The following is a 17,431-nucleotide window of genomic DNA, read 5'->3' on the forward strand; positions in this document are numbered from 1 at the left end:
GAAGTTCCGCATCCGGGCATTCGCCTGGTGCCGTCACCGCCCGTTGCTTACGGTGGTGAACGGGAGGTCGCGACCTGTGTACGCAGCGTGTCCGACAACGCGCACTCCCTTATCTGTCAGGCAACCCCTGATCGTTGGGGGTGCGAGAGGAGAACCCATGTCGCTCGACGTCTCACCGGCCCTACTCGAACAGGCCGAGCGAGGCGAGGTCGACGAAGCTGAATTCGTCGACTGCGTCCGGACCTCCCTGCCCTTCGCGTGGGAGATGATCAGCTCCCTGGTGGCCCAGCTGAAGGTGGACGGCGGAGCCTTCGCCGACAACCAGACGCCCCCGCCGGACGAGCAGGCACGCGGTCAGCTGCTGCGTGCGCTCGCGAGTGACGCGATACGCGGGGCGCTGCAACGCCACTTCGGTGTACGGCTGGCCTTCCAGAACTGCCACCGGGTGGCCGTGTTCCCGCTTGACTCCTCGGTCGACGAGAAGCTGGCCCGCTTCACCTCGGTGCGCGGTCAGATACTGAACCAGTCGCCGCAGCTGCGCGACTGCTGACGCGTTCCACCGTTCGCTTGCCGCTCCGTACGCGGAAGGTGCAGTCGTACCGGGGCGGCAAGCCCGCGCGAACCCCGCTCGCTCAGCCGAGGTGGGGGAGTACCTCGGTTCCGAGCCGCCGCACGTTCTCCTCGGTCGCCGCCAGGTCGCCGGAGCCCTCGACGAGCAGGGCGAAGCGGGAGATGCCGGTCCGCTCGCTGGTCGCGGCGAGCCGGTCGGCGCACAGCCGCGGCGGACCCACCGGGTGCAGCCCGCAGAGGAGTTCGGTGTACGCCAGCGGATCGCGCATCCGCCGCTGCCGCCCGTCCACCGTGACATGGGCCTCGAGACCCTGCTTCAGCCAGCCGGGCATCGCCTTCATCAGGGTCTCCGCCGCGTCCGCGCGCCGGTCCGCGATCTGGCAGACGCCGGCCGAGACGTGGGCCGCGCGGTGGATCTCCCGGGCCGGCCGCCCGCAGGCGCGCGCGTGCCGCCGCCACAGGGCGACCATCTCGGCCTTCTCCTCGTCCCCGACGTGCATGCCGAGCAGCATCGGCAGCCCGCGCTCGGCGGCCAGCCGTACGCCCGCCGGGGAGGTGCAGGCGACCACGACCTCGGGCCCCTCCGCCTCGTCCAGGGCCTCCGACGGGCGGGGGACGACGGGCACCTCGCGGAAGCGGTACCGCTCGCCGTCGGCCCCGACGGCCGGTTCGCGCAGCCAGCGCACCAGCAGATCGAGTGATTCCGGGAACCCCTTCTCGTACGCCTCCAGTCCGGCCCCGAACACCTCCAGGTCGACCCACGGTCCGCCGCGCCCGAGGCCCAGCGAGAACCGGCCGCCGCTCGTGACGTGCAGCAGCGCGGCCTGTTCGCCGAGGGCGACCGGATGGACGGTGGGCAGCACGCTGACCGCCGTGCCGACCCGCAGCCGGCGGGTGCGGCCGAGCAGCAGCGCGGCCAGGGTGACGGCCGACGGGCAGGTGCCGTAGGGCACGAAGTGGTGCTCGGCCAGCCAGACCGCGTCGAGCCCCGCCTCCTCGGCGACCTCGGCCGAGCGGACCGCGCGGTGCAGCGCCTCTCCCTCGCCCTGCCCGGGGAACCGGGCGGCCAACACGAAACTTCCCACGCGCATCGCTTTCCTGCTTCCTTGGCTCCGACACGGAGCTCCCCCGCAGGGCATAACCGCCCGACACGTGCCGAGGACACGGCTGGGCGGGGGACTTTGCGGATTGTCTGCAGAATCGGCCGCTCAGGAGGGGTGCCGCATCACCGCGGAGGGGACTTGTGGCGATTGGCGCCCTACGCGTACCCCTGGGCGCGCCGCGTAGGCTGGACGCGGCCCCAGCATCCCGTAGAGCCCCGTGAGGTGTCCTGTGTCCCCGCGTCGCAACCGACCCAAGGGAGCCTGTCCGTCCGGCCGGAGCGCCGAGGACGACCGTTCCGGCCGCTATGGCGGCTGGCAGTCCACGGAGAGCTGGCAGGGCGAGGAGTGGAGCGTGCGGCACGTGGCGGGCGCCAGCGCCCAGGGCAAGGCCTACCGGTGCCCCGGCTGCGACCAGTTGATCCCGGACGGGGTGCCGCACGTGGTGGCCTGGCCCGAGCACGCGGGCGTCGACGACCGCCGGCACTGGCACAAGGCGTGCTGGAACGCGAAGGACCGCCGCACCACGCGGGTGCAGCGGTCCCGTAACGCGCCGAGGTTCTGAACCCCGTCACACGTCCCGCTTCTGCAGCAGGGCGAAGGCGCCGCCGAGCGCGGCGGCCGTGACGACCAGCATGATCCACAGCGGGTCCCAGCCCGACGGGCCCGACTCGCTCAGCGAGTTGGCGTAGAAGATGCTCATCTGGTTCGGGATGGAGTACTCGAACAGCGCCTGCTGCACGTCCGCCAGCGAGGACGAGAACATGAACAGCGCGATCACCAGCGGGGCGAGCACGGCGCCGATCATGATGGTGATGGCGCCCGCCGAGTGCCGGATGATCGAGCCGATCGCCAGTGACAGCGTGCCGAGCAGCGCCACGTACAGCGAGACGCCGAGCGTGCCCTTCAGCCACTCCTCGCCGGTGGGCTCCTTCGCGTTGTGGCCCTCCAGCAGCGCCACGTGCAGGAAGCCGACCAGCGTCGTGCACACCAGGGTCACCACGAAGGCGATCAGGAAGAACACCAGGGCCTTCGCCAGCAGCACCCGTCCGCGCGAGGGGCAGGCGACCATCGTGGTGCGGATCATGCCGGTGCCGTACTCCGACGCCGTGGTCAGCACGCCCAGCGTGATGATGCACATGCCGCCGAGCAGCAGTCCGAAGAAGCCGAGGGCCAGCGGGCTCTCGCCGCTCATGTCGGGGTCGGCGCTCGACACCACCAGGCCGGTCAGCAGGCCGACGCCGACCACGAGCAGCACGAACACGCCCAGCGTCCACATGGTCGAGCGCACGGACCTGATCTTCGTCCACTCGGAGGCGAGCGCGTGCCCGAGGTGCGTGCGGACCACGGGGATCGGCGAGGTGTAGGTGGGGTACGGGGAGCCGGGCGCCGCCTGCCAGTCGGGTGCGGCGGTCTGCGGCATCGGAGGCGGGGGCGTGCTCATCGGGCGTCCTCGGGCTTGGTCAGGTCGGCTGCGGGGGCGGTCGGGGGCACGGCGGGTGCGGCGGGCGGCGCCGCCGGAGCCGCGCCGGGCGGCGTCCGGGGGGCCTGCGGAGCGGGCTGTGCGTACGGGTTGGGGGCGGGGGCGCCCGGGGCCGCTCCAGGGGCGCCCGGAGCGCCGTAGGGGCCCGCGGGGGCCTGTGCGGGCACGCCCTGCGGCGCGGCGAAGGGCTGCCCGCCCTGCTGGGGCGGCGGCGGGGCGTACCAGCCGGGCTGGCCCTGCCCCGGAACCGGCATCGGCGGCTGCGCGCCGGGCGGCAGCGGCTGCTGGAGCCCGGCCTTCTGGTCGGTGGTCGAGCGGTAGTCGACGGCGCCCTGCGTCATCCGCATGTACGCCTCCTCCAGCGAGGCCTGGTGCGGCGACAGCTCCCACAGCCGTACGCCGGAGTCGTGGGCGATGTCGCTGATGCGCGGCAGCGCCAGTCCCGTCACCCGCAGCGCGCCGTCCTGTTCGGGCAGCACGTTGCCGCCGGCCTCGGTGATCGCGGCGGACAGCTTCTCGCGCTGCTGCGGCTCGGTGTCGGGCGTGCGCACGCGCGCGAAGTCGGCGGAGTTGGCGGAGATGAAGTCCGTCACGCTCATGTCGGCGAGCAGTTGTCCGCGCCCGATGACGATGAGGTGGTCGGCGGTCAGCGCCATCTCGCTCATCAGGTGCGAGGAGACGAAGACCGTACGGCCCTCGGCGGCCAGCGCCTTCATCAGGTTGCGCACCCAGAGGATGCCCTCGGGGTCGAGGCCGTTGACCGGCTCGTCGAACAACAGCACCTGGGGGTCGCCGAGCAGCGCGGCGGCGATGCCGAGCCGCTGGCCCATGCCCAGCGAGAAGCCCTTGGACCGCCTGCGCGCCACGTCGTGCAGGCCCACCACGCCCAGCACCTCGTCCACGCGCCGGGCCGGGATGCCCGAGAGCTGGGCCAGGCTCAGCAGGTGGCTGCGGGCGGACCGGCCGCCGTGCACCGCCTTCGCGTCCAGCAGCGCGCCGACCTGACGGGGGGCGTTGGGCAGCCTGCGGTACGGGTAGCCGCCGATCGTGACCTGTCCCGAGGTGGGGTTGTCCAGGCCGAGGATCATCCGCATCGTCGTCGACTTGCCCGAACCGTTGGGGCCCAGGAACCCGGTGACGGCGCCGGGACGCACCTGGAAGGAGAGGTTGTACACAGCGGTCTTGTCGCCGTACCGCTTGGTCAGGCCGACTGCCTCGATCATGCTCCGCACCCATCGGAAGGTTCAGGACAGCGGGGCACACGCCCCCCGTAAGGGTTAGGAGCTTATCGAGGCGCTGTCGGTTCCGCTCAAGTCGAGGTAAAAACCGGTCCCACGCGGTCGTTCACTGGGCATCGCGCCGCCTCAGCAGGACGTAGCCGCCGACGACCGCCGCGAGCACCCAGAGCGCCATGATCCCCAGGCCGCCCCAGGGGCCGTACGGGGTGTCGTCGCCCGGGGGCGTCACCACCTGCATGATCCTGCTGCCCGCCTGGTCGGGCAGGAACCGGCCGACCTTCTCCGTGGCGTCGACGTTGCCGAGGATGTTGGAGATCAGGAAGAAGAACGGCATCAGGATGCCCAGCGACAGCATGGGGGAGCGCAGCATCGCGGCGACGCCCATCGAGAACAGCGCGATCAGCGTCATGTAGAGGCCGCCGCCGATGACCGCCCGCAGCACCCCCTCGTCCCCGATCGACGCCCTGTACGCGCCGAGCATCGCCTGGCCCAGGAAGAAGGCGGCGAAGCTGGTGGCCATGGAGACGACGAAGGCGAGCGCGGTGGCCACCGTCAGCTTGCTCAGCAGGAACGTGCCGCGCCGGGGGACGGCCGCCAGCGAGGCGCGGATCATGCCGGTGCTGTACTCGTTCGACACCACCAGCACCCCGAACACGATCATCGCGAGCTGACCGAGGCTCATCCCCGCGAAGCTGATGAACGTCGGGTCGAAGGAGAGCCGCTCCCGTGCGCCCAGGGTCTCGTACTCGTTCCTCGACAGCGCCGAGATCAGCATGCCGAGCGCGATGGTGACGACCACCGCCAGGGAGAGCGTCCACACGGTGGACGCCACCGACCGGATCTTGGTCCACTCCGACCGGACGACCTGCGTCGCCGCCATGCTCAGCCCCTCTTCCAGTCGTCGCCCCACCGCTGCGGGGGCGCGGAGACGCCGGTGTGGGCGTGGTACTCCACCGACTGGGCGGTCAGCCGCATGAACGCCTCCTCCAGGGAGGCCTGCCGCGGGCTCAGCTCGTGCAGCACCAGCCGGTGCCGGGCCGCCAGCTCCCCGATGTACTCGGCCTTGGAGCCGTCCACCTCCAGCGACCCGTCGCCGCTCTCCACGGCGGTGATCCCGGCCTGGTGCAGCACGTCGAGCAGCCGCTCGCGCTGCGGGCCGCGGATACGGACGTACGAGCGGGAGTTGCGCTCGATGAACTCGGCCATGGAGGTGTCGGCGAGCAGCCGACCCTGGCCGATGACGACGAGGTGGTCGGCGGTCAGCGCCATCTCGCTCATCAGGTGGGAGGAGACGAAGACCGTACGGCCCTGGGCGGCGAGCGATTTCATCAGTGTGCGGATCCAGTGGATGCCCTCGGGGTCGAGGCCGTTGACCGGCTCGTCGAACATCAGGATCCGCGGGTCGCCGAGCAGCGCCGCCGCGATGCCGAGCCGCTGGCCCATGCCGAGCGAGAACCCCTTGGCCTTCTTCCGCGCCACCGCCGTCAGCCCGACCGTGTCCAGCACCTCGTGCACCCGCTGCCGCGGGAGGCCGTTGCTCTGCGCGAGGCACAGCAGGTGGTGGTAGGCGCTGCGGCCCGGGTGCACGCCCTTGGCCTCCAGCAGGGCGCCGATGCACGTCAGCGGGTCCTCGAGCCGGTCGTAGTGCGTGCCGTCGATCCGCACGTCCCCGGCGGTCGGGTGGTCCAGGCCCAGGATCATCCGCATGGTGGTCGACTTGCCGGCGCCGTTCGGGCCGAGGAAGCCCGTGACGATGCCCGGCCGGACGGTGAAGGTCAGACCGTCGACCGCCACCTTCTCGCCGTACCGCTTGGTCAGCCCCTCGAGCTCGATCATGCGGCCACGCTAGAACGGGACAAAGCCCTCTGCCACCTCAGTGGCAGAGGGCTTCGCCGATCCTTCGCCCGGTGTTACCGGGACTGCTGGGCCGGGACCCCGCGGGAGATCGGCTCGTCGTCGGTGGAGGGCGCACCGGTCGCGGCCACCGCGGCGCCCGTGAGCGTGGCGAGCATCTCGCGGACGTTCGTCAGCTGGGCGTTGATCGAGTCGCGGCGGTTGGTCAGCGCCGCCAGCTCGCGCTCGGATTCCGAACGGATCCGGTCGGCCTTGGCGTTGGCGTCGGCCACGATGTCCTCCGCCTGACGCTGGGCCGTCTCCACCGTCTGGCGGGCCCGGCGCTCGGCGTCGGTGCGCAGCTTCTCGGCCTCCAGCCGCAGCTGCTCCGCGCGGTGCTCGATCTCCGCGAGGCGCTTCTCGGCCTTCTGCTGGCGCGAGGCCAGGTCGCGCTCGGACTGCTCACGGCGCTTGGCGAGGTTCGTCTCGAAGTCGGCGGCGGCCTGCGCGGCCTTGGCGCGGGTCTCCTCGAAGAGGGCGTCCGCCTCCTCCCGCTTGGACTGCGCGTCCTTCTGCGCCTCGGAACGCAACTGGGCGGCGTCGCCCTGGGCCTTCTCGACGATCCGCGCGCCCTCGTCCTCCGCCTTCGACTTGCGCTCGGCGGCGTACGACTCGGCGTCGTTGCGCACCTGCTGGGCGGCCGACTCGGCGAGCTCGCGGTGCTGCTCCGCCGCGCGCCGGGCCTCCTCGCGCAGTTCCTTCGCCTCCTCCTCGGCGAGGCGGAGGATCTTCTCCACGCGCGCGCCGAGACCCGCATACGACGGCTCGGCGTCGGTGACCTGGGCCTGGGCGTTCTGCGTCTCGAGATGGAGCTCCTCGATGCGCTTTTCCAGAGCGGTGATGCGGGCGAGAGCGCTGTCACGGTCGGAGACGAGCTTGGAGATACGTTCGTCCACCTGAGCGCGGTCGTACCCACGCCGCACAAGCTCGAAGCCGTAGGGGGAAGTGTCGCTCATGGGGTTCCTGTCGAATGAGACCGGTGAGGTGATAGGTGGAATCCTAGGGGCCGAAGCGCTGTGTCATCGAGCGGATGCACGTTTGATACGGAGAATGACACCCCTTTTGAGTGGCTCGCCGCTGGAAGACTTGCCAAAGCCATGATCAAAGCCCCCACCGTACAAGGGATTTCGTCCGCTTTGCCGGCTATTCCGCCGACTTGCCACCCGTACGGGTAGCACCCGCCCCGGCCCCCGCCTTGACCCCGTTGTCCTTGGCGCCTCCGGGCGCCTCGAAGGACTCCAACGCCTCCAGCACGTCCTGCACACGGGAGATCTCGGCGTTGATGTCCTCGCGGCGCCGCACCAGCACCTCCAGCTCGCGCTTGCCCTCCTCGACCGTGCGCCGCGCCTCCCGGACCGCCTCGGCCTTCAGCTCCTCGGCCTCCTTCACCAGGCGGGCCTTCTTCTGCTCGGCCTCCTTCAGCAGGCCCTCGGCCTTCTTCACGGCGGCGATGCGCACCTTGCCGGCCTCGGAGTTGGCCTCGGAGACGATCTCCTTGGCCTTCGCCTCCGCCTTGGCGAGCTGCTCCTCGGAGGCCTTGATGAGCGCGTCGCAGCGGTCGCCCGTCGACTTCATCGTCTCCGCCGCCTCACGGCGGGCCCGCTCGTGCAGCTCCTCGATCTCACGCGTGAGGCGGTCGCGCAGCTCCTCGGCGCGTTCCCTGATCTGCGTCGCGTCCCGGCGCGCGCCGACCAGCAGCTCGTCCGCGTCCGTACGGGCCCTCTCCACCCGGGAGTTGCCCTCGACGGTCGCCTCGGAGAGGATCCGTTCGGCCTCCTGCCGGGCCGCGCCGACCATCGTGTCCGCCTGCGACTCGGCCTCCGCCGTCGTCTTCAGCGCCTGCTGCTGCGCCTCGGTGAGCAGCTTGTCCGCCTCGGCGGCGGTCTCCGTGATGAGCGTGTCCACCTGCTCGGCCGCCTCGGAGCGCCGCTTGTTGGCGTCCTTGCGGGCCTCGTCCAGCGTCCGCTCGGCCTCCCCGCGCGCGGCGGACACCATCCGCTCGGCCTCCGACTCCGCGTCGGCCTTGACCCGCTCGGACTCCCGGCGGATCCGCTCCGCGTGCGCCTGCGCGGACCCGACCGCCTCCGCGGCCTCGGCCCGCAGCCGCTCCGCGTCCCCGGTGGCGTCCGCGATCAGCTTCTCCGCCGCGGACACCGACTCCGCGCGCACCCGCTCGGCCTCGGCGACCGTCTCCGTGCGCAGCCGGTCGGTATCCGCGACCGTCTCCTCGGTGAGGCGCTCCGCCTCACTGCGGGCCTCGGTGATGAGGGTGTCCGCCTGCGTCGCCGCGTCCGAACGGATCCGGTTGGCGTCCTCACGGGCGTCCGCCCGGGTACGGGCCGCGGCCTGCTCCGCCTCGGCGATCGCGTCCGACGCCTCCGTGCGCACCCGCTGGGCGTGCTCGGACACGTCCGCGCGGATCCGCTCGGCCTCCGTGATGGCCTCGGACACCGTCCGCTCGGCCAGCGCCTTCGCGGCCTCCGTCTCCTCCTGCGCATCGCGCCGCAGCCGGCCCGCGTCCTCGCTCGCCCGCTCCCGCTCCGCGTAGGCGTCGGCGCGGACCCGGTCCGCCTCCTCCTCGGCCTCGCGACGGGTGCGCTCCGCCACGTGCTCGGCGGCGCTGCGCAGCCCGGCGATCTCCTCCTGCGCCTGTTCGTGCAGCCCCGCGACGGAGTCCCGCACCTGCTGCGCGTGCTGCTCGGCCGCCGACACCGTCTCCGTGGCGCGCCGGTCCGCCTCCTCGACCAGCCGCACGGCCTCGGCCTGCGCCTCCTCCACGCGGGTGCGCGCCGACGCCAGCAGCTCCTCGCTCTGCTCGCGGGCCCGCTCGCGCTCCTGGTCGGCCTCCTGCCGGGCCGCGCCGAGGAGTTCCTCGGCCTCGCGGCGCCGCCGGGCGGCCTCCTCCTGCGCGGCGGCCAGCGTCTCGGACGCCTCCGTACCGATCCGCTCGGCGGCGGCCTGCGCCTCCGCGCGCATCCGGTCGGCGCTGTCCTGCGCCTCCGACTTCAGCCGCTCCGCCTCGGCCGCGGCCTCCGACCGCAGCCGTACGGCGACGGCCTCGCCCTCCGCACGGGACGCCGACGCGTCCGCGGCGGCCTCGTCCCGCAGCCGCTCGGCCTCCGCCTCCGCCTGCTGCCGCAGCGCACGGATCCGCTCGGCGGCCTCCGCGCGCAGCCGCTCGGTCTCCTCGGACGCCTCCCGGCGGATCCGGGCGGCCTCCTCGCGCGCGTCGCTCAGCGCCTGCTCGGCCGCGGCGAGCCGCTCCTCGGCCTCCGCGTGCCGCCGCGTCAGCTCCGCGGCGGCCTGCGCGCGACGGGCCTCCACGGCCCGCTCGGTCTCCTCGCGCAGCTCGCGCGCGGCCCGCTCGGCGTCCTCCTTGAGCGCGTCGGCCTGCTCGACGACCTCCGCGCGGTGCCGCTCGGCCTCCTGGCGGGTGCGCTCCAGGGTCTCCTCGGCCTGCCGGCGCAGCGTCGTGGCGCGCTCGATGGCCTCGGTGCGGACCTTCTCGCTGTCGCCCTGCGCGGTGGAGCGCAGCTCGTCGGCGTCCGCCTTCGCCTTGGCGAGCAGCTCCTCGGCGGACTTCGCCGCCTCCTCGATCTGCGCCACGGCCTCCTTGCGGGCCTCCGCGCGGATCTTCTCGCCCTCGGCGACCGCGTCGGCGCGCAGCTGCTCGGCCTCGCCGCGCAGCCGACGGGCCTCCTCCTGCAGCTCGACCGTCTTGGCGCGGTACTCCTTGGTGTCGTCCTTCGCCGCGCCCTTGAGCTGTTCGGCGATGTCGTGCGCCTCGGCGCGCAGCCGGTCCGCCTCGGCCTCGGCCTCCCCGCGGATCCGCTCGGCCTCCTCGGCCGCCGCCCTGGTGGTCCGCTTGGCCTCCTCCGACGCCTTGTTGAGCACCTCCTCGGCGGTCCTGGCCGCCTTGGACAGCTGCGTCGCGGACTCCTCCGCGGTGACCGCGCGGGCCTTCTCGGCGGCCTCGGCGACGATCTTCTCGGCCTCCGCGCGGGCGTCCGCGACCAGCTGCTCGGCATCCGCCTTGGTGGCCTCCGCCTCCTTGGTGGCCTCGCCGACCAGCCGCGCCACCTGCTCCTTGGCGGTCCGCGTACGGGTCTCGTTGGCGGACTCGGCGGAGGCGAGCGCCTTCGCGGCGGACTCCTTCGCCTCGGCGAGCACCTTCTCCGCCTCGGCACGGGCCTCGCGCAGCGCGGACTCGGCCTGGGACATCCGCTCCTCGGCGGCCCGGCCGAGCTCCTGCGCCCGACGGCGCGCGGACTCCGACTCGCTGGCCGTGGACGTCCGCAGCTGCTCGGCGTGGTCGGTGGCCTCCTGGGCCTGCGTCGAGGCGGCGTTCAGCAGCCGCTCGGCGTCCGCGCGGGCGCGACGCAGGATCTGCTCGGCCTCCGCGCGGGCCGCCTCGGCGTCGCCCTGCAGCCGCTGCCGGGCCTCGGCCGTCAGCCGCTCGGCCTCCGCGCGGGCGGCGGCCAGGGCCTGCTCGGCCTCCGCGCGGGACTCGTCGAGCAGCCGGCGGGCCTGCTGCTCGGTGCGGGCCCGCAGCTGCTCAGCCCAGGCCACGTTCTCGTTGACGTGCGACTCGACGGTCTGCCGGCGCTCCGCCAGCTCCTGGTCGAGCTGCTGGCGCCGCGTCACCGCCTCCTGGTGCAGCTCCGCCTGGAGCCGGGCCGCCTGCTCCGCGTGCTCCTGGAGGATCCGCTGGGTCTGCGCCCGCGCCTGGCTCAGCTCCCGCTCGGCGTCCGCGCGCAGCTGGTCGGCCTGCAGCTGCGCGTTGCGCAGCAACTGCTCGGCCTGATAGCCGAGGTCACCGCCGTCGTACGCGGGCCGGGACATGATGGTGCGCCGCGCCTCGTGCAGCTTGGCGCGCAGCACCTCGACCTGGTAGCCGAGGTCATCGGCGTGCTGGATCGCCTTTTCCCGCTCGGTCTTCAGCCGCTTCATCTCGGCTTCGAACCGAGAGAGGTGGTCGACGTCAGCCGCCGGCTCTCGCTCCTGGCTCTCGTAGCCCCGCACTGCGCGGTCCCATCCGTCCCCTGGTCGCAAGTCTGGCCGAGCTCCGTCCATCCGCCGAACGGGGCCCCCGGGGAATGGTGTCAGATCAACGGCGGAGCATGGGCTGCCGCCCCGCGCTCGCCCCCCGAAACCCGGACCCCGGCGATCCCGCCGCCGGAGACGACGGGACTGGGTCACCACGCATGAGCGGCGACCGGACCCAACCCTACCGGCCCTTATGTACGTGGGTCAGTGCTCGGACGACTCAACGGGCGCCGAAGTGACCAGTTCTGTCAGTACGCCATGGCAGTCCTTGGGGTGCAGGAAGGTGATTCGTGACCCCATGGAGCCGCGCCGGGGCTCTTCGTACAGAACGCGTACGCCCTTGCCCTTGATGTCGGCGGCCTCCGCGTCCACGTCCGCCGTGCCGAAAGCGATGTGGTGGACGCCCTCCCCGTTCTTCGCCAGCCACTTGGCGACGGTGGAGTCCTCCCGGGTCGGCTCCAGCAGCTGCAGGTAGGAGGCCCCGCCGTCGGAGGTGTCGTTGATCTTGAGCATGGCCTCGCGCACGCCCTGCTCCTCGTTGACCTCGGAGTGGAACACCTCGAAGCCGTAGGTGGCCCGGTAGAACTCGACGGTCCTGTCGAGGTCGAAGCAGGCGATCCCGATGTGGTCGATTCGCGTCAGCATGGATTCAGTGCAGCGCTCCCGCGGTGGTTACGCAACGTGCGCGCGATCACACCGAAAGGCCGATGACGTGGTCCACCGCACGTCAGTACATTCGAAGTAAACCCTCGTTCACTCCTCGGCTGTGCAGCCGGAAGGGGACCGCAGCTCATGACTTCCGCATCATCCGCAGCATCTGCATCATCCACATCTTCCGCGGCGAACGGCACGACGTCCGTCATCGTCGCGGGCGCCCGCACCCCCATGGGCCGGCTGCTCGGCTCGCTGAAGTCCTTCTCCGGAGCCGACCTCGGCGGCTTCGCGATCAAGGCCGCCCTCGACCGTGCGGGGATCGGTGGCGACCAGGTCCAGTACGTGATCATGGGGCAGGTGCTCCAGGCCGGGGCGGGGCAGATCCCGGCCCGCCAGGCCGCCGTCAAGGCCGGCATCCCGATGAACGTCCCGGCGCTCACCGTCAACAAGGTGTGCCTCTCCGGCCTCGACGCCATCGCGCTCGCGGACCAGCTGATCCGCGCGGGTGAATTCGACGTGGTCGTCGCCGGCGGCCAGGAGTCCATGACCAACGCCCCGCACCTGCTGCCGAAGTCCCGCGAGGGCTTCAAGTACGGCGCGGTGCAGATGCTCGACGCCATGGCGCACGACGGTCTGACCGACTCCTTCGAGAACATCGCCATGGGCGAGTCCACCGAGAAGCACAACACCCGCCTCGGCATCGCCCGCCCCGAGCAGGACGAGATCGCCGCCCTCTCCCACCAGCGGGCCGCCGCCGCGCAGAAGAACGGCGTCTTCGAGGCCGAGATCACCCCGGTCGAGATCCCGCAGCGCAAGGGCGACCCGGTCCTGTTCAGCAAGGACGAGGGCATCCGCGGCGACACCACCGCCGAGTCCCTCGGCAGGCTGCGTCCGGCGTTCGCCGAGGACGGCACCATCACCGCCGGCTCCTCCTCGCAGATCTCGGACGGCGCGGCGGCCGTGGTCGTGATGAGCAAGGCCAGGGCGCAGGAACTGGGCCTGGACTGGATCGCCGAGATCGGCGCCCACGGCAACGTGGCCGGACCCGACAACTCCCTCCAGTCGCAGCCGTCCAACGCGATCCGGCACGCGCTGAAGAAGGAGGGCCTGGAGGTCTCCGACCTCGACCTCGTCGAGATCAACGAGGCCTTCGCCGCGGTCGCCGTGCAGTCAATGAAGGACCTCGGCGTTTCCACCGAAAAGGTGAACGTCAACGGCGGCGCCATCGCGCTGGGTCACCCGATCGGGATGTCCGGCGCCCGGCTCGTGCTGCACCTCGCCCTGGAGCTGAAGCGGCGCGGCGGCGGCATCGGCGCGGCGGCGCTGTGCGGCGGCGGCGGCCAGGGCGACGCGCTGATCGTGCGGGTCCCCAAGGCCTGAGCCGGGTTGTGCCGATTTCCCTCTCGTGAACGGAGCTGTGATGCAGGACGTCTCCTCGCTGGTCGCCCAGGCCAGGGACGGCAGGCCGCGGGCCGTGGCCCGGCTGATCTCCCTGGTGGAGGGGGCGTCCCCGCAGCTCAGGGAGGTTATGGCGGCCCTGGCGCCGCTCACCGGGAACGCGTACGTGGTCGGCCTCACCGGCTCCCCGGGCGTCGGCAAGTCGACGTCCACCTCGGCCCTGGTGACCGCGTACCGCAAACAGGGCAAGCGGGTCGGCGTCCTGGCCGTCGACCCGTCCTCCCCCTTCTCCGGCGGCGCCCTGCTCGGCGACCGCGTCCGCATGTCGGAGCACGCCTCCGACCCCGGCGTCTACATCCGTTCCATGGCCACCCGCGGTCACCTGGGCGGCCTCGCGTGGGCCGCCCCGCAGGCCATCCGCGTCCTGGACGCGGCGGGCTGCGACGTGGTCCTGGTCGAGACGGTGGGCGTGGGCCAGTCGGAGGTGGAGATCGCCTCCCAGGCCGACACGTCGGTGGTGCTGCTGGCACCCGGCATGGGCGACGGCATCCAGGCCGCCAAGGCCGGGATCCTGGAGATCGGCGACGTCTACGTCGTCAACAAGGCCGACCGCGACGGCGCCGACGCCACCGCCCGCGAGCTGAACCACATGCTGGGCCTCGGCGAGTCCCGCGCCCCCGGCGACTGGCGCCCCCCGATCGTCAAGACGGTCGCCGCGCGCCAGGAGGGCGTCGACGAGGTCGTCGAGGCCCTGGAGAAGCACCGGGCCTGGATGGAGGAGCATGGTGTCCTGACGGCCCGCCGCCTGGCCCGCGCCTCCCGCGAGGTCGAGACCATCGCGGTCACGGCCCTGCGCGAACGCATCGGCGACCTCCACGGCGACCGCCGCCTGGACGCCCTGGCCGAACGCATCATCGCCGGCGACCTGGACCCGTACCGGGCGGCGGACGAACTGGTGGCGGGGCTGACACGGGGCTGACTTCTCAGTCCGTCCGGCACCACCAGCCCGTCCGGCGTCAACCAGCCCGTCCGGCGCTTGAGGACAAGGCCCGCAGGGCCGAAGGGGGGTCCGGGGGCGCAGCCCCCGGGGACGGGGAGGGAAGGGGCGGCGGGGGCGAAAACCCTCAACGCCCGCCCCCCGCTCAGTCGTCGTCGGAGCCGTCGCCCCGGTCGGCCGTGACCTTGCCGCTGCCCGGGTCGACCCGCCAGTCCCGCTCGTCCCCGCCGGAGGCACGCGTCTCGGCCTCCCACCCCTTGTCGTCGTCCAGCTCCACCGACGTCACCGTCCCCTCGGCGGCAGCCGCCTCCGCGGCCTCCGCGGCCGACACCGACGCCCCCTTCAACGCGGCCCGCACCTCGGCGGCGTCGTCCTCGTCGTCCTTCTGGGCGCCCAGGACCTTGCCGTCGCCCGGGTCGACGCGCACGCTGTGCCAGGTGTCGCCGCCGCCGAGGACGTCGACCTCCCAGGCCTCGTCGTCCAGCTCGGCGGAGACGGCCGTGCCCGGCGTGTGCTTCAGCGCGGCGGCGATGGCGTCGGCGGCGGTCACGCCACCGGAGACGGCACGCCCGTCGCGGTCGTCACCCCGGTCGTCGTCATCCCGGTCGTCGTCACCCCGGTCGTCCTCACGGCCCTCGTCGTCCCGCCGGTCGTCGTCCCCCGCCCGGTTCTCCGCCCGCGCCACCGACGCCGCCCCGTCGTCGTCCCCCGCGACCGCGAGGGCCGTCGCCGTACCGCCTCCGACCAGGGCCGCGGCCGTGACGACGGCGATCACGATGTTGCGCTTCATATGGATTCCTCCCGAGTCGCTGCGTTTCGTGCTGTACGACATCAATCTCGCCGACCGACGCTGAGGGGAACCTGAAACCGCCTGAAGGGATCTTCAGCTTCGTTTTGCGACCCTTGCGGCATGCGCCCGCCCGTCACCCACCACCACCCCGCCGGAGGCGCTGCGCGCCGCCCCTTCCGACTCCTGATCGTGGAGGACGAGAAACGCCTCGCCCTCTCCCTCGCCAGGGGCCTCACCGCCGAGGGCCACGCCGTGGACGTCGTCCACGACGGCCGGGAGGGGCTGCACCGGGCCACGGAGGGGACGTACGACCTCCTGATCCTCGACATCATGCTGCCCGGTCTGAACGGCTACCGCGTCTGCGCGGCCCTGCGCGCCGCCGGCCACGACGTGCCGATCCTGATGCTCACGGCGAAGGACGGGGAGTACGACGAGGCCGAGGGCCTGGACACCGGCGCCGACGACTACCTCACCAAGCCGTTCTCGTACGTCGTCCTCGTCGCCAGGATCAAGGCGCTGCTGCGCCGCCGGCCGGCCGCCGGGGCCTCCCCGGTCCATGTGCACGGCGACCTCACGGTGGACACCGCCGCCCGCCGGGTCTTCCTGGACGAGGAGGAGGTGACCCTGACCACCAAGGAGTTCTCGGTCCTCGAGCATCTGGTGCTGCGGGCCGGCGAGGTGGTCTCCAAGGCCGACATCCTCGAACACGTCTGGGACTTCGCCTACGACGGGGACCCCAACATCGTCGAGGTCTACATCAGCGCCCTGCGCCGCAAGCTGCGCGCCGGTCTCATCCGGACCGTGCGCGGCGCCGGCTACCGTCTGGAGACGGCGCCGTGAGCCGCCTGTTCGGCTCGGTCCGCGCGCGGGCGACGCTCGGCGCCACCCTCGTGGTCGCGGTCGCCCTCGTCGCGGCCGGCACCGCCGTACTGCTGTCCCTGCGTTCCAACCTGATCGGCGAGGCGGGCACCCAGGCGGAGCGCGCCGCGCGGGCGGTCGCCTCCGAACTCGCCGCCCGGACGCCGTACGACAGACTGTCGGGGCTGGACGGGGAGGACCGCCCGGTGCAGATCCTCGACGAGGACGGACGGCTGGTCGCGGCGAGCGAGGACCTGGAGCGGATCACCGGCACCGCGACGACCGACGTGACGCCGCAGTCCCCGAAGCCGGACGAGGACGACGCCTCCGGCGACGGCTCGGACGACTCGGACGGCTCCGACGAGTCGTTCGCCCCCGGCGAGATCGCCGACGAGACCACCTTCACCAACGGCTCCGCCACCGTCGACGGCGACACCGAGGACTACCGTTTCGCCGCCCTGGAGGTGGAGACCCCCGACCACGGCCGCCTCACCGTCCACGCGGGCGCCCCGCTCGCCGCCGAGCACGGCGCCGTACGGACCGCGCTGACCGTGATGCTCATCGGCTTCCCCCTGCTCCTGGTGGTCGTCGCCGCGGTGACCTGGCTGGTCACCGGCCGTGCCCTGCGCCCGGTGGAGGGCATCCGGAGCGAGATGGCCGCGATCACCGCCTCCGAGGACCTCGCGCGCCGCGTCCCCGAACCGGCGACCCACGACGAGATCGCCCGTCTCGCCCGCACCACCAACGAGACGCTCGCCGCCCTGGAGGCGTCCGTGGAGCGGCAGCGGCGGTTCGTCGCCGACGCCTCGCACGAGCTGCGCAGCCCGATCGCGTCCCTGCGCACCCAGCTGGAGGTGGCCGCCGCCCACCCCGAGCTGCTCGACCTGGACGGCGCCGTCGAGGACACCGTGCGGCTCCAGCGCCTCGCCGCCGATCTGCTGCTGCTCGCCCGGCTGGACGCGGGGGAGCGGCCCGCCGACGCCCGGGTCGACCTGGCCGCGCTGGCCGGCGAGGAGGCCGCGGGACGCGCGGGTGTGACGGTGGACGCGGAGCCGGCGGAGGTGACCGGATCACGGGGGCAGCTGGGGCGCGTGCTCGCCAATCTGCTGGACAACGGCGGGCGGCACGCCCGTGAGCGGGTCACCGTGACCGTGCGGCGGGAGGGCGGCTGGGCGGTCCTGGGGGTGGCCGACGACGGCGACGGGGTGGCCGAGGCCGACCGGGAGCGGATCTTCCAGCGGTTCGTACGGCTGGACGCCGCCCGCAGCCGCGACGACGGCGGCGCGGGGCTGGGGCTGGCGATCGCGAGGGACGTCGCCGTACGGCACGGCGGGACGCTCACGGCGGGCGCGGCGCCGACCGGCGGAGCCTTGTTCGAACTCCGTCTGCCGCTAGCCCGCTGAG

At 72.8% G+C, this 17,431-nt stretch carries 15 protein-coding genes; 6 read left to right on the forward strand and 9 right to left on the reverse strand.

Annotation, left to right across the window (positions count from 1 at the left end; translation table 11 throughout):
- Positions 1-157: 157 nt before the first annotated feature.
- On the forward strand, positions 158-550 hold the full coding sequence (locus tag ADK41_RS13995; RefSeq protein WP_030828926.1) for an SCO5389 family protein: 393 nt from the start codon (positions 158-160) through the stop codon (positions 548-550).
- 82 nt (positions 551-632) lie between these two features.
- Here ADK41_RS13995 and ADK41_RS14000 read toward each other — a convergent pair whose 3' ends face one another.
- Complete coding sequence (locus ADK41_RS14000; protein ID WP_030828929.1) at positions 633-1,661, reverse strand: LLM class flavin-dependent oxidoreductase; 1,029 nt, start codon at positions 1,659-1,661, stop codon at positions 633-635.
- 241 nt (positions 1,662-1,902) lie between these two features.
- Here ADK41_RS14000 and ADK41_RS14005 point away from each other — a divergent pair, with 241 nt between their 5' ends.
- The gene (locus ADK41_RS14005) at positions 1,903-2,235 is read left to right on the forward strand and encodes a hypothetical protein (protein ID WP_030828932.1); all 333 of its coding nucleotides are present in this window, start codon (positions 1,903-1,905) and stop codon (positions 2,233-2,235) included.
- A gap of 6 nt (positions 2,236-2,241) precedes the next feature.
- Here ADK41_RS14005 and ADK41_RS14010 read toward each other — a convergent pair whose 3' ends face one another.
- The 7 genes from ADK41_RS14010 to mce all read right to left on the reverse strand — a co-directional run bounded on the left by ADK41_RS14010 (position 2,242) and on the right by mce (position 11,975).
- The gene (locus ADK41_RS14010; RefSeq protein WP_030828935.1) at positions 2,242-3,114 is read right to left on the reverse strand and encodes an ABC transporter permease subunit; all 873 of its coding nucleotides are present in this window, start codon (positions 3,112-3,114) and stop codon (positions 2,242-2,244) included.
- Positions 3,111-4,376, reverse strand: coding sequence for an ABC transporter ATP-binding protein (locus tag ADK41_RS14015; RefSeq protein ID WP_030828937.1), 1,266 nt, complete (start codon positions 4,374-4,376; stop codon positions 3,111-3,113). Before ADK41_RS14015 ends, ADK41_RS14010 begins: the two co-directional genes overlap by 4 nt.
- A 121-nt stretch (positions 4,377-4,497) precedes the next feature.
- Positions 4,498-5,271, reverse strand: coding sequence for an ABC transporter permease (locus ADK41_RS14020; protein WP_030828940.1), 774 nt, complete (start codon positions 5,269-5,271; stop codon positions 4,498-4,500).
- 2 nt (positions 5,272-5,273) lie between these two features.
- A complete protein-coding gene (locus ADK41_RS14025; protein ID WP_030828944.1) occupies positions 5,274-6,227 on the reverse strand; it encodes an ABC transporter ATP-binding protein in 954 nt (317 codons plus the stop codon).
- A gap of 74 nt (positions 6,228-6,301) precedes the next feature.
- Complete coding sequence (locus ADK41_RS14030) at positions 6,302-7,240, reverse strand: cellulose-binding protein (RefSeq protein ID WP_030828947.1); 939 nt, start codon at positions 7,238-7,240, stop codon at positions 6,302-6,304.
- Positions 7,241-7,427: 187 nt separating this feature from the next.
- Positions 7,428-11,306, reverse strand: a complete 3,879-nt coding sequence (gene scy, locus ADK41_RS14035; RefSeq protein ID WP_030828950.1) for a polarized growth protein Scy — start codon at positions 11,304-11,306, stop codon at positions 7,428-7,430.
- Positions 11,307-11,534: 228 nt separating this feature from the next.
- Positions 11,535-11,975 carry a methylmalonyl-CoA epimerase gene (mce, locus tag ADK41_RS14040; protein WP_030828954.1) on the reverse strand — a complete coding sequence of 147 codons (441 nt, stop codon included), beginning with the start codon at positions 11,973-11,975 and terminating at the stop codon, positions 11,535-11,537.
- Between the two features lie 240 nt (positions 11,976-12,215).
- Here mce and ADK41_RS14045 point away from each other — a divergent pair, with 240 nt between their 5' ends.
- Together ADK41_RS14045 and meaB are read left to right on the forward strand one after the other, a co-directional pair.
- Positions 12,216-13,364, forward strand: coding sequence for an acetyl-CoA C-acetyltransferase (locus ADK41_RS14045; RefSeq protein WP_030828957.1), 1,149 nt, complete (start codon positions 12,216-12,218; stop codon positions 13,362-13,364).
- 40 nt (positions 13,365-13,404) lie between these two features.
- A complete protein-coding gene (gene meaB, locus ADK41_RS14050) occupies positions 13,405-14,361 on the forward strand; it encodes a methylmalonyl Co-A mutase-associated GTPase MeaB (RefSeq protein ID WP_030828960.1) in 957 nt (318 codons plus the stop codon).
- A 163-nt stretch (positions 14,362-14,524) separates the two neighbouring features.
- Here the strand turns inward: meaB and ADK41_RS14055 are convergent, their stop codons facing one another.
- Positions 14,525-15,169 carry a PepSY domain-containing protein gene (locus ADK41_RS14055; RefSeq protein ID WP_030828963.1) on the reverse strand — a complete coding sequence of 215 codons (645 nt, stop codon included), beginning with the start codon at positions 15,167-15,169 and terminating at the stop codon, positions 14,525-14,527.
- Positions 15,170-15,289: 120 nt separating this feature from the next.
- Between ADK41_RS14055 and ADK41_RS14060 the strand changes: the two genes are divergently transcribed.
- Together ADK41_RS14060 and ADK41_RS14065 are read left to right on the forward strand one after the other, a co-directional pair.
- Entirely contained in the window at positions 15,290-16,009 is a 720-nt protein-coding gene (locus tag ADK41_RS14060) for a response regulator transcription factor (RefSeq protein ID WP_051843230.1), read from the forward strand.
- The gene (locus tag ADK41_RS14065) at positions 16,006-17,430 is read left to right on the forward strand and encodes a sensor histidine kinase (protein WP_030828968.1); all 1,425 of its coding nucleotides are present in this window, start codon (positions 16,006-16,008) and stop codon (positions 17,428-17,430) included. The genes ADK41_RS14060 and ADK41_RS14065 overlap by 4 nt, the downstream gene beginning before the upstream one ends.
- The last annotated feature ends 1 nt before the right edge of the window (position 17,431 follow it).

It is taken from the genome of Streptomyces caelestis, assembly GCF_001279005.1.
GTDB lineage: Bacteria > Actinomycetota > Actinomycetes > Streptomycetales > Streptomycetaceae > Streptomyces > Streptomyces heliomycini.